This window comes from Pyrinomonadaceae bacterium, assembly GCA_036277115.1.
Taxonomy (GTDB): Bacteria; Acidobacteriota; Blastocatellia; order Pyrinomonadales; family Pyrinomonadaceae; genus UBA11740.
In genome coordinates this window covers 22,656-35,918 of the sequence record DASUNM010000023.1, presented here as the reverse complement: position 1 = coordinate 35,918, position 13,263 = coordinate 22,656, and the positions used below count along the sequence as shown (strand labels likewise).

Annotated in this window: 8 protein-coding genes; 5 read left to right on the top strand and 3 right to left on the bottom strand. The window is 57.6% G+C overall.

Annotated features, from left to right (window positions below; genetic code table 11):
- Positions 1–600 precede the first annotated feature (600 nt).
- Both VFX97_07220 and VFX97_07215 read left to right on the top strand, forming a co-directional pair.
- Entirely contained in the window at positions 601–1,110 is a 510-nt protein-coding gene (locus tag VFX97_07220) for a hypothetical protein (GenBank protein HEX5702973.1), read from the top strand.
- Between the two features lies 1 nt (position 1,111).
- The gene (locus tag VFX97_07215) at positions 1,112–3,304 is read left to right on the top strand and encodes a PA domain-containing protein (protein ID HEX5702972.1); all 2,193 of its coding nucleotides are present in this window, start codon (positions 1,112–1,114) and stop codon (positions 3,302–3,304) included.
- Between the two features lie 96 nt (positions 3,305–3,400).
- On the opposite strand, the gene VFX97_07210 is transcribed toward VFX97_07215, so the two are convergent.
- The 3 genes from VFX97_07210 to VFX97_07200 form a co-directional block, all read right to left on the bottom strand.
- Entirely contained in the window at positions 3,401–5,773 is a 2,373-nt protein-coding gene (locus VFX97_07210) for a M12 family metallo-peptidase (GenBank protein HEX5702971.1), read from the bottom strand.
- Positions 5,774–5,861: 88 nt separating this feature from the next.
- Positions 5,862–9,110, bottom strand: a complete 3,249-nt coding sequence (locus VFX97_07205; GenBank protein HEX5702970.1) for a Calx-beta domain-containing protein — start codon at positions 9,108–9,110, stop codon at positions 5,862–5,864.
- Between the two features lie 359 nt (positions 9,111–9,469).
- Positions 9,470–10,606: a glycosyltransferase family 1 protein gene (locus tag VFX97_07200; GenBank protein HEX5702969.1), complete on the bottom strand. Its 1,137-nt coding sequence runs from the start codon at positions 10,604–10,606 to the stop codon at positions 9,470–9,472.
- A gap of 251 nt (positions 10,607–10,857) precedes the next feature.
- On the opposite strand from VFX97_07200, the gene VFX97_07195 reads away from it, so the two are divergent.
- From VFX97_07195 to VFX97_07185, 3 genes are all read left to right on the top strand, one after another.
- Positions 10,858–12,204: a matrixin family metalloprotease gene (locus VFX97_07195; GenBank protein HEX5702968.1), complete on the top strand. Its 1,347-nt coding sequence runs from the start codon at positions 10,858–10,860 to the stop codon at positions 12,202–12,204.
- Positions 12,205–12,389: 185 nt separating this feature from the next.
- Positions 12,390–12,599, top strand: a complete 210-nt coding sequence (locus tag VFX97_07190; protein HEX5702967.1) for a hypothetical protein — start codon at positions 12,390–12,392, stop codon at positions 12,597–12,599.
- A gap of 236 nt (positions 12,600–12,835) precedes the next feature.
- Positions 12,836–13,198: a hypothetical protein gene (locus VFX97_07185; GenBank protein HEX5702966.1), complete on the top strand. Its 363-nt coding sequence runs from the start codon at positions 12,836–12,838 to the stop codon at positions 13,196–13,198.
- Positions 13,199–13,263 lie beyond the last annotated feature (65 nt).

Below are 13,263 nucleotides of genomic sequence, written 5' to 3'. Positions count from 1 at the left end.
TCACAGTCGAGCTGCGAAGCAGCGGTCATAGCTAAGCCCAAGGCGAGGCTTTGCGAGCCTTGGGTAACCTGTTTTTTTAAATCAACCGAGCCCGCGAAGCGGGCGACATCTTCGGAGTCCGGCGACTAGTCACCGCTTGCTTGCGGGGTCGCCGCGCGGACAGCCCGCGTGGGGTGCCGATAGCGCTGACAAGTCAGCGCACTCCAAAATCGGTCGCGGCTCCGCCGCTCCAAACGATTTGTGTGCACCGGTTACCCAAGGCTCGCAGAGCCTCGCCTTGGGCTTAACTACCGGCGCTGCTCCGCAGCTCGTTGCGTATTGTCGGCCATATGTTCCGTGATGAGCGCGCGCTTACGACACCTAAGACTTTTTCGCGCAAAACCTCTGGCAGCAGGTTCCTGGGGCAACTTTGAAGGCGCTGCGGACGACTAAGTCTGCTGCCTCGACGCTGTCTTCCGACAGCAGCTCACAAATTTTTGATGCGAACAGCAGATACCGTTTGTTAATCTGAGAAAGCCCCTTAGTGCTTTCAGCACCGACCGGTGAGCTAAACCAGGAACCATCAGTCCACCACAATCCTCAAGGAACGAAAAAGCGCCCATGAAAAAACGATCTTCAAAACACAATGTTGCCAACCGTCGGCGACGGCTGCTGTTTGTTGTAGTAGTCGCCGTCATTCTCGTCGCTACGGCGATTACCGTCATCTCGCGCCAGAAGGGAAGAGCAACCCAGGCTGCAAGTCGTGACCCAAACAAAGTGGCCGCGCCGGCTTTCGTAACCAGACGGGTTGGTAGTCAGGACATTCACATCAATACGCAAACCGGCGAAATGAAACCGCTCACGCAGGATGAAGCCCAGCGACTAGCCAACGACCTCGCTCCGATGTTGGACACCTCGACGGACGGCCTGACCCAGGTTCGCCATGCCGATGGATCGGTGTCGATGGATTTGCAAGGCCGCTTCCAGAACGTGACGGTCGCGCGCATCAGCGCCGACGGGGCCATCGAGCAATCGTGCGTCGATAATCCGCGCGCCGCCGCCAAGTTCTTCCGAATTGATCCGAAACTGATTGAGAACGCTCCCACCGCTCGCCAGCGGACCAGGAATTAAAATGCCGTACCTGATCAAGAAACTGCCGGCCTTCGCGCTGGCGCTGATTCTCACGCTCTTCGTGTCGGGCGAAGCCTCGGCCCAGGCGAATATCGTCATTCTTAATGGCGATGCTGCGGGGGCGGGTTTTAACGATGCGACTCCCGCAACGCCGGTCGGTGGGAACAATGGGACGACAGTCGGTCAGCAAAGACTAATTGCGTTTCAGTTCGCGGCGAACATTTGGGGCGCCACGCTTAACAGCAGCCCGACGATTACAATTCGCGGGACGTGGACAGCTCTGGGCTGCACCGCGAACTCAGGCACACTGGGGTCGGCAGGTAACAGTGGGAGCATCTTTAGAAACTTCGCCGGCGCCGAGCCTGGTTTTTGGTACGGCAACGCGCTCGCGAATGCCATATCGGGAATTGATCGGAATGGGTCGACGCATGAGATCAATGCCCAATTTAATGTGAATCTCGGCACTCCTGGTTGTCTGGAAACCGCTCATTGGTACTACGGTCTCGATAACAATCACGGCGCGAACGGAATCGACCTCGTCAGCGTGCTGCTGCACGAGTTTTCTCACGGTCTCGGGTTTCAAACGTTTACGAACAAAGAAACAGGGTTGCAGGCCGGCAGTGACACAGGTGGCCGCTTCCCAAGCATCTATGATCGGTATCTATGTGATAACGCCTCAGCCAAGGCCTGGCCGCAGATGACCGACGCGGAACGCGTAGCCTCAACCATCAATACTGGAAACCTGGTGTGGGTTGGGCCACGGGTGGTGTCGGACGTTCCGAATGTCTTGTCTGGAACACCTCGACTGCGAGTCAATTCTCCGGCCGCAATCGCCGGCAATTATCAGGTGGGCACGGCCAGCTTTGGACCGGCCCCATCCCCGGCGGGAACGACCGGGGATGTCGTGCAAACAATCCCGAACGACGCGTGTGCTCCAATTACTAATGCAATTTCGGGAAGGATTGCGCTGATCGATCGCGGCAACTGCAACTTTGTCGTCAAGACAAAGAACGCGCAAAACGCCGGTGCGACGGCTGTGATCATCGCTGACAACGTATCAGCCGCGACGCCGCCGGGTATGGGCGGCACGGACAACACGATTGTCATCCCCACACTTTCGATCACATTGATCGACGGCAGTACGATCAAAGGTCAGCTTAGCGCCGGCGTCAACGCAACCCTGTTCGCGGACACATCCGCGTTAGCAGGCACTGACGCGAACCGGCGTCCCTTGATGTTCGCACCGAATCCGGTCGAGGGCGGCTCGTCAGTCTCTCACTGGGATTCGAGCCTGCTGCCCAACCAATTGATGGAACCGAACATTGCCGGCGATCTCAATCACAGCGTCGTCCCGATCTGGGACCTGACATATTCGATGTTTCGCGACCTCGGCTGGACGGGGAATCGCATAGGCGACAACCGGTTTTTTGTGCGCCAACACTATCTTGATTTTCTCAACCGTGAACCGGACCTGAGTGGTCTTCAGTTTTGGAGCGACGAAATATATTCGTGCGGCATCGATGCTGGATGTAATCAGGTGAAACACATCAACGTTTCCGCCGCGTTCTTCCAGTCTATCGAGTTTCAAGAAACCGGCTATCTGGTCTACCGCATGTACAAAGCGTCCTATGGTGATACTACGTCGCCCGGCGTTGCCGGGACGGTCCCCATCATCCGCCGTCAGGAGTTGGTGCCGGACTCCCAGTTAATTTCGCAGGGCGTCCAGGTAAACGTCGGCAACTGGCAGGCTCAGTTGGAAGCCAACAAGCAGGCCTTTGCCCTGGCCTTTGTGCAGCGGGCCAGATTCACCACTGATTATCCGGCGGGCATGACCGCCGATCAGTTTGTGACGCAACTCGATCAAAGGGCGGGCCTGGTGCTCTCGGCTGCCGAGCGCAGCCAACTGATTTCTTCTCTTACTCCAAACCCCAACGATCCCGCGCGGCGAGCGGCGGTCGTGCGGGCAGTGGCCGAAGACGCCGATCTAAGTAACGCCGAGAAGAATCGCGCGTTCGTCCTGATGCAATACTACGGTTATCTGCGACGAAATCCTGATGACGCTCCGAACACCAATTTCGAGGGTTGGAAATTCTGGCTCGATAAACTCAACCAGTTTAACGGTAACTTTGTCGCCGCTGAGATGGTCAAGGCGTTCCTTGATTCAACTGAGTATCGCAACCGTTTCGCGAATTGAGGCTTAGAGGAATCAACGGCGCGCGGAGTGCGCGAAAAGTAAAAGCCCGGGGCTGACGTCCCGGGCTTTTATGCTTAGACAGCTTTGCTGAACGGGCTAAGGCGCGATGGTAAGCGTCACGGCGTTGCTGGTCAGCGTGCCGTTGGCGGCCGTGACAGTAAACGCCAGACTGCCGGTCAGCATTGGTTGTCCGTCGCGACGTTTCAACGCCACCACCACATACGAACCACTCAGTCCGGGGAACGAGAAGGGGCCAACGTTCTCAACCACCAATTCCGTGCCTCCGGCTCTTACCGTCACCACACTTGGATCGGGATTTTGCTGTGAAATCAGACCGAGGTCTGAAGTGAAGAGAATAAGACGCGTTATGTCATCAGAACTGAAGTTGTACGGATCGGTGATGCTGAACGCCGTATTGGTCGCGTTTGAAGTTCGGGCAAAAGTCACTGAGTTCAGTGCGGCGCCGGTGCCGACTGTGTCTGTGACTTGCGCCGTCAACAGCAAAGGTTCGGACGTAAGCGTCAGGGTGTATCCGCCAGTGTCGCCGCTTCCGAACGAAGTGGCGACGATTATGTACGTGCCGGTCTGAGTCAACGTTCGGAAATTAGGCCCGCAACCGTCGTTAGGACAAGGTATGCGTGAATCCGTTTGACTGCCGAGCACTATGTCGTCGTTTTCATCAACCAGAGATCCATCGGGGCCGAACAAATACAGATACGTATCCAGCCCGTTCGGCTGGGGCGCGGTGGCATTCATATCAATCCGAACCTTTTGCCCCGCCATGCCGGTGAATTTGTACCGGTCCATGAAAGCGTTCGCCCGGCCCGCTAGTCCGGTCGGGCAGTCTGGCGACGAGAGATCGCCGCTTACCGCTTGGAAGGGCGAGATCGGAGTAGCCGTGGCCGGATCAAGTAGGAAGTTGGGGTTGCCCGCCTGGTTGACGGTGAGAAGTTGCCCCCCAATGCTAACCTGCCCGGACCTCGCACCGCAGATACTGTTTGAGGTGACTGAGTAAGTCACCGTCCCGCTGCCGGTACCACTCGAGCCGCCCGTCACGGTCAACCAGCTTTCGCCCTCGGCGACTGCCCAATTGCATCCCGGCTGAGTCGTGATGTCGACACTGTTGCTGCCGCCACCCGCAGGAGGATTCTGCGTCGTTTGCGAAAGTGAATAAGTGCATCCGGGTTGAGTCAAACTCGTGAGACAGCCGCTCTCTGCGATCGCGTGGTCGGTAATCTCATCGCGCGAGAACTGACAGAAGTTTTGGCTGGGCGAAATATTCGGGTTCATGATCGAACTGGTACAGTCGCTGCCCTGGGCCGAGTTTACGTGGTTCGCATTCAGGTTGTGACCGATTTCGTGAGCGGTCAGCCCTGCCAGATTCGCGTTGACGCCTTCCAGATGCTGCGAAATGCCGTAAGCGAAAGCGGACGAACTGCAGTCCAAGCTCCCTAAATAGGCGATGCCGATCGTAGAACCAATGAAATCGCGGCCCATGAAAAGGTGCGCGGCGTCGCGCCCCGCCGCTTGCGGCGGCGCGTTCGCAGCATATTGAAGGCGAAAATCATTGAGCGCGGCTGACGCATCAATCGTGGTCGCGGGTGGGACGGGCGACTGATATGGGTCGTTCACGGTGGTCCACACGCGCGTATGCATCACCAGGAACTTCAAGCCCATCTGCACGTTATAAATACCGTCCACCTGATTCATGATGGAGACGATTTTGTCTATCACCGCCGTTTGAGGATTGGGTGCTACCTGAAATTCATTCTTGGAGAAGTATTCAAAGTCTGCTTCCGTCGCGATGTCGATTTGCAAAGCCGGGCCGAAGACAGCTTCCGGCTTTGGGCCGGTCGCCTTTGATTGGCTGCTGACATTCGCTGAATGTTGCTCAACCTGCTCTTTCATCGTCATGCCGCACTCGCCCGCGGATTGCTTCACGTCTGATGCCGCATAGAAAACGAAATCTGTTTTAGCGGCACTTCCCGAAAAACGTTTGCTGGGTTCGAGGAAGAACAGTTCGCGCGGCGTGACGATCAGTCCTTCGACGGTTCCTTCGTCGATCGTCATGCGTGCCTGCGCCCCCGGCAATCCCTGCACTGTGCCTTTGTACGTCCGCACCGGCGCGCGTTCTAAAACGCGCACACTGCCATTGTCGCCCCACGCCTCAGCCACGTAGCCCGGCGTGCGTATGTCGTACGGCTCCAACGTCATTTCAAATGTGCCGCGCGAGGTGGTGAGGGTCAGCGACCTTGTCTGCTTTACCTGTCTCGCGACCTGGCCTGGGTCGAGACTCAGCCGGTCGTGTTGCCGGAAGACCCGATCCAGGTCGCGTCGCTGCGATTCGCCCTGGCTCAAGACATCGCGTGAGCTGAACGCTAAAGCCGCGACGATTCCCATGAGTACGAGCGCGACCAGCGCCACTCGCATACGTGCATGTTGATGACGAAATGAATTTACAGGGATCATTTAAGTGTGGATGCCGCTTACTAAAGTTGCAGCATTATAAGATAAACAGGTTGTGCGCACCGAACCGGGCGAGGTCAGCGTGCGCGGGTTAGGGGATGATACTTAGAACCGCTACGTTGCTTGCGACGCTGCCCATATTCACCGTTATGGTGTTCGACCCCGGCGGCAAGCTGGCCGGGAGCTTCACGATGACATACGACGCATCCATTCCTGAGACTCCGGTAACCGTTCCCACATTCTCGATGTTCGCCAGCGGTATTGCCGAACCGTTGATGTGAACCGAGAGGATGCCGCTCGCCAGGTTCGCGTTAGTCATTCCCAGATTCGAAGTGAACAGAATGATTCGGGTCGCGCGGTCGCTGGGCGTCAGGTTCCATTCGTTCGTAAGTCTGAAAGGTCCGCGTACAAACGTTACGGAATCGATGGCAGCGAGACACGTGCCGCTCGGACAACTGGGGCCGGCAACTTCGGTCCAAAGGACCGGCACCTGCGGAGTTATCGTCCCGATGCCTCTCGTGCCGGGCGGCAAGGTGGAATTCGTGTTGCCGCTCAGGTTCACAAAGAAGGTTTCGTCCGGTTCAAGCGTGCTGTCGCTGCAGACGGTCACGTTAATCTGTTTGGACGTTTCACCGGGTGCGAACGACAGTGTGGCGGCCGCGTCCCCGTAATCAATTCCTGGAGTGCAACCAGCGCCGCCGGTGGCCGGAGTAGTTGCCCCGGTCGTAGCGGTGGTGTAGTTAAGGTCGATTTGACTCGCACTCGGATTAGTAAGGCTAACTGTGAAAACGAATGACGTCGGCGAGCTCGGCTCAGGCGCGGTCACATCTGTGATCTGAATCGTCGGCGTCGGATCGTCATCGGTAATGGTGCCCTGTTGTGAGCCGGGACTGCCAACGTTATAGCCGGTTCCGGTCGTAACAGTCAGGATCACTGTCTCGTCGCCTTCGTCGATGAAATCAGGAGTCGGAACGAGAGTTACGGTGGCAGAGCCGCTGCCGGCCGGCAACGTCACAGTTCCAGCTGATGAGCTGAAAGTCGCGGCTCCTGATTGAGTGTAGTCGGTATTAAAGATAGCGGTACCCGCGACTGAGAAGTTCACGGTCAAAGCGTCCGTCATCACACCTGCACGGGTGAACGTGTAAAACAGACTATCGGAGCCGCTCTCAGCGACGGACGATGGCGACACCGTTACGCTGACGTCCGCGTCGTCGTTAGTGATGGTGCCCGTGGCGGAATTTGGACTACCGACGTTGTAGTTAGCGCCGGCGGCCAGTGTCAGAGTTAATGTTTCATCGGGTTCCACTGTTGAGTCTGCGGTTGGATCGACAGTTACTGTCGCTGTCGGGCTGCCGGCGGCGAAGATTACTGTACCGGTAGGCGGGGCGAAAGTAGTCGCACCCGTCTGACCATAGTCAGCAGCGTCGGCTGTTCCGCTTACGGAGAAGTTTACCGTCAGCGCCCCTGTCGTGACGCCCGTGCGCGTAAATGTGTAAACCAGATTTGGCGCGCCGTTCTCAGTCACAGGTGTCGGCGACACCGCTACGCTCACGTTCGTGTCGTCATTAGAGATCGTGCCCTCGGCGGCACTTGGACTACCGACGTTGTAACCAGAGCCGGTGGTAACCGTAAGGCTGACAGTTTCGTCGGGTTCGACGGCTGCGTCGGTGTTCGGGTTGATCGTAACCGCTGCGGTAGAGCTGCCGTCCGCGAAGGTGACTGTGCCAGTGGACGATGTAAAACTTGCCGCGCCCGTTTGACCGTAGTCAGTGTTTAGGGCGGCGGTTCCGGCTACGGAGAAGTTTACCGTCAGGCTGCCGAAGGTGGAGTTGCGCGTAAAGGTGTAAACCAAATTCGTCGCACCATCTTCAGGAGTGTTTGCGGGTGAAACTGCGACACTGACATTGGTCGTGTCATCGTTATTGATTGTGCCGGTTGCCGAACTGGGCGTACCGACGTTGTAGCCGGGCCCCGCGGTGGTTGTCAGTATCACCGTCTCGTTCGCTTCGAATGTCGAATCTGTCGTCGGATCGACAACTACGGTTGCACTCTGCTGGTTAGCCGGAATCGTTACAGTTCCACTGTGCGAGATACCGTAATCGCTGCCGTTGGCTGTACCGGTCGTCGAGAAGTTCACCGTTAGCGGACTGCCGGTCGTGATCGAGCGCGTGAATGTGTAAGTCAGCGTGCCGGCCGCATCTTCGTTGATCGCCGATGGCGACACGGAAACGCTCACGTTCGGCAAGCATGCTGACGGCGGACCACTGGGCGGCGTCAACAGAAACGCATGCGTCTCGCCGTTAGTCTTCAGGCCGAAACCTACGATTTGACCGCTGCTGTTGATGGAACGAGCCTGTTGCAGCCCCGCCCAGTTTGCTTGGTCCGCTGCGGGAATCAGATCCCACAGATACTTCATTTCGCCAACATCTTCGACTCCGTTGCCATCGCCGTCGTTGTTCAAGTCCTGCCAAACGAATGCCCGAGCGGTTGGCCCGGCTTCATCTACTCCGATGTACGAAGCTCCGACCACCTGCACCAACGAGTTAACGATCGCGACGTTGTAGGCGATGCTGTTCGTCATTCCGATCAACGTGCCTAAATCTTTCAAGCCGTTGGCGTCGGTCCACACAAACGCATGCGTGCTGCTAAAGTTAAACGCAGCGGTGCCAACCACATGCTCCCCTTCCGAGACCTCGTACGCCACGCTTCTCCCCTGGTCGTTGGCGGTAGGAAATAGGCCGATGGTGGTGAAAACGCCATTGCGCAGGACCCAACCGCGAATCGCGTCACTATTCTCACCCACGATGGTTCCCGCATTGTTAATGCCGTGTGCCAACGGAGAACTGGGCGCGGGTGTGCCTGAGATAAATTGAAACGTATTATTTTCCCAGGCAAATGCGTTAAAACCACCGGTGCCGCCGCTGGAGCCTGCGGTCATGACCCATCCGACTACTTTGCCGTTATCGTTGATATCATCCGCTGAACCGGCTGCACCGACTGGGAGCAGCTGTTTCATTTCACCGGGATCGTTCGCGTTATTACCGTTATCGTCGTGCCAAATAAAGGCACGATCCGTGGGAGTGAGAGTCGGTGAACTGCCGACGACGTAGCCGGAGTTGTTCAAGCTGGTCGCGGTGCCGTCGCCGGACAGCACACCCAGGTCAATGAGGGTGTTCGCCGGGCGAAAGAACGGTCTCTTCGAACCACCCGCATCTGTTGCATAGCCGGCCACTTGGCCACAGGAGTTAATCGCAAAAGCTTTAGATTCCGTGCCGCCAAAGGTGCCGAGGTCCGTGATCGTGTAAGTCGTTGGTGGACTTTGAGCGCGCGATCGCGTCATGGGCGCGATGGAGACCATGGCCACCGCGGTGAGCGACACGGTTGCGACCAGCCACGTTTTAACACTACGAGGGAACGATAATTTCACAACAAATAAAGCCGGGTCAAAACAGGAAAGCAAAGGCCAGTTCGAGCAATCAGACGACCGCTGATGCGACGCTGACCCGGAGAGCATTTGCGAAAGAAACTTTAGCGGTCGGTCGCGGACAAGTCAACCGCTCAATTCCATGATTTAGTCTAATTAACAGCTCTGTTTTAGCGATGTGGACGCCGAATTCTGCGCCGACTTTCCCGGGGGCTACGCTGCGCTGCGACCCCCCGCTACTCTCTGGTAACCCTTCGGATTCGCAACCTGGTGACTCACGCGCGTAATGTTTTTCCGAGCAGCCCCTCGTAAACCTTTAACGTTAATTTCGCCGTCTCTTCCCAGGTGAACCGCGCGGCATGTTCGATGCCGGATCGGGACAGCCGGTTGCGCTCGTTTTGGTTCTCAAGCAGCGTGGCTATGACCTTCGCCAGAGCGCGTGCGTCCGTCGGCTCAACCAGATGGGCGTGGGCGCCGAGAGTTTCAACGTGCGCCGCGATGCGACTGGCGATTACCGGCGCGCCGCAGGCCATGGCTTCAAGCGGCGGCAGGCCAAACCCTTCGTACAACGAAGGAGCGACAAACGCTTTGCACGATGAATAAAGCGCGCGCAAATCTTCGTCGCCGACGTAGCCGATCAAGCGCAGCCGTTCGCCGAAATTTGTTTCCGCGACAACGCGATCGAATTCAGCAGTCAGCCATCCTTTTGGTCCGGCAATAACCAGTTGCGGCTGGTGCGCAGTGTTTCGCAGCAACTCTGCGAAGGCGCTCACGAGGGTGAGAAGATTTTTGCGCGGCTCAATCGTTCCCACGCACAGGATGAAATCATCCGCGATGCCTAGCCGTTGTTTTACCTCGGCGGTTTGACCTGCGGGCATAGGCCGAAAGGCTATACGTGGAGCTTCCGGGGTGACGGCAATGATGTCCGGGTTCATTTGGAATCGCTCGATCAGTTCGTGCTTTACGGCTTCGGTCGGCGTGATGATGCGCGCCGCAGAGCGGATCATGATTCGCAGTCGCCGGCGCCCGCGGGTCGCCATTCGTTTGTCGTGCGTCTCGGAGTGGCTGAAGATCGAAAGGTCGTGCACCGTCAGAACGTTGCGTTCGCGATTGCGAAGCGGAACTTCATAATTCGTTCCGTGGAAGAGGTCGAGTTTGACGCGCCGCACGTAAGCCGGCAAACCGATCGCCCACCAACGGCGAGTGATGAGATTCGTCTGGAGAGTAACGGCCGCAAGATTCGGAATCTGGTTGACCTGCTCTGAGACTTCGGGCGGGTAGGCCGCCGGTGCAATCAGGTCAAACGAATGCTGCGGTGCGAGCCGCGAAAGCTCCTGAGCCAGCTCAAACGTATAGTGTGCGACGCCCGTTTTGGGCCAAACCAGAGGATAGCCATCCAATCCAATCCGCATGCTTCAGGTAGCGTAAGTGGCTGACTTGCGCAGGAAGTTTCCGGCTCCGAGACAATACCACTGCCGGCGCAAGATTCCGCAGACCTCGACTGGGGCGCAAGCGTCTCGCTGCTAATCGCCAATAACCCGGGCTTACAGGGCAAGCGAGACGCTTGCGCTCCAGTCAAGAAACTTCTGCAATTACTACGTCGTGACGTGATAAGATGCCGGGGCTCCCCGGCGTTAAACCTGCCTCGTTCAGTCACAGTCAGATGATCCGCAGAGCACCCGGCATCGTTATCCTCCTGGTCGCAGTCACGGCGGCGCTGATCCCTTCGCCTGCATCCTCATCACCCGAATCTTTGGAAGCTGCGCGGCCCGGCGCGCATCGCTGGGTGCGCAACCCCCTCATCGTTTCGTTTTCGAGTTCGTTGAGTGTGCCGTCGTCAAACATTAAGGCGGGCAGCGACGTCGCGGGCGCGCTGCGGCAAGCGTTGCAAAGCTGGGCTGCGGTTGCCGACGTACAATTCTTCGAGACTGCCTCGAGCGCCGAAACAATCAGCCCGCCGGCTGAAGGCGACGGGATCAATCTGATCTCCATCTCGAGCGCGAACGCGTCGCTGTTTGAATCATCAGACGCGCCCGCACGGACGCGCGTGTTTCATGATTCAGGAGGCGCAATCGTTGAAGCCGACATCGCGTTGAATCCGACCACGCAGTTCTCGACCGACGGAACAGTAGGCACTTACGATTTGGAATCGACGTTCGCTCATGAGATTGGCCACTTGCTTGGCCTTGAACACTCAGCGGTCATCGGCGCGACAATGCAGCCGCGCCAGGCCAGGAACGGCACCTATGATCGGCCGGCGTTCAGTCAGCGCACTTTGTCGGACGACGACGCAGCGCAAGCACGCGCTCTCTATGGCCCGACGGGCGCATCGATTGCCGGACGAGTGATGAAAAACACAGCGGGTCGCGCGCGCACCATCTTCGGCGCGCACTTCTTCGCGGAAGATGTGGCCAGCGGCCGCGTCGTGGCGAGCAGCGTCAGCTCGGCTTCAGGTCAGTATCGGATCGAAGGCTTGCGCGCCGGCGTCTACCGCGTCTTCGCGCAGCCGCTCGGCGGACCCGTCACCGCGACAGACCTTGGCGCGAGCGGCAGAACGCTTGGTTTGACGGCCACCACGCCGGCGTTTCGTAGTTTTGTCGCGAGTAACTCAACGCCGTCGCTATCGCTGAACGTCAGTTCTAGTGCAAATCTGAAGTTGAGCTTCGCAGTTTTTTCAGTCGGGCCGGAGTTAACACCGCGACTGATCGGGATGAACGGCGAATTGTCCACGGCGCCTTTACCTGTGCGACCCGGTGAGACATTCACGATCTATGTCGCGGGTGAAGGTATCGACGATGTTTCCCTCGAAGGAATTTCGTTCAGCTCGTCCTATATCCGCATTATTCCTGAATCGTTGCGCGATACCGGCTTCGAGGTGAGTTATCCGGTGATGGCCTTTGACGTTACTGTCGATGGACGTATTCAGCCGGGCGACTACACGATTCGCCTGCAATCGCGCGGCGGGGAACTCGCTTTTTTGCCCGGGGCGATCTCCATCGAAGGCCCCTGATTGCGAGGCTAAGGTGCGATTTTCCAGCCAAGGGGCTTGCCTTTAGAACAGTGCCAGCGTTAACATTCCCGCCGTCGAACCGACAGACGTTCAAAAAGCAACTCGCCCGCTAAGGCAGGCGAATACGGCAGCGGCTTTTTCTGGTAGGGTTTAATCCGAAAGACCTTAGACGCGGAGGTTTCCTTATGGTCGATCTTCTCCTGTCAGTTGTAGGTCTGGGCTCGCTGGGTGGCGCGATTTTCACGTTCTACAAATTCGTCACCGACACAACGCCCAGCGGCGGCAAGATGATGGGTTGGGCATCGCTGGCGTTAGCGATCGTTTTCTGCGCCTGCGCCCTTTTGCTCTTCCTGCGCCACGTTAATAAGGAAGAAGAGATTCACATCACCCAATAATCGCTTGCCGGAATTAGTGACGCTTCGAGAGTGCCGCCGGGTCGGCATTATTTGTCACGAACATTCGGCAGTGAATGGTGGGTGTGGATTTCACCGAACCCTGAGTTCGCGCGGCGAACCGGTTCCAGGAAAGACGACCGTTTGCGAACGCAGCGATCGCTCGGCGCAAGCGGTCGTTTTGTGAGGAGCGCAGCTGACATTATCAGCCGGTGCTCCAATTCGAGAGGTCGATATCTATGCTGACTCCTTTTGCGTTTTTGCTACTTCAGGAAGGCATGACGGCGAACCAGCCGAGATACTTCATGCCCGTGTTCGTTGGCCTTCTGTTCGCGGGCGGCATCGGCTGGCTGATTGCCGCGGTCCTCGGATTTGCGCGGGCGCGTGCCTTTGGAGCTTCGACGCGTTGGTTCAGCTTTGCCGCCGTCTCTCTCCTGCTGTATCACATCTATTGGGTCATCGTGGGGTTCGTCGCGATTATTGGCGCGCAGCAGAATGACTTTGATTCAGTGCTGGTGGCCGGCGCTTTTCTGAATATCTTTGTGGTGGTGGGCGCCGTCTGCGCGATTTTCGGATTCGTGCGACTTACGAACCCGCGGTGAGCTACGCGCGCTTCCGGCGCGCCGCTCGTCAGAGGCGTGCGTACCATAAAGTGCAGCACGCCAGA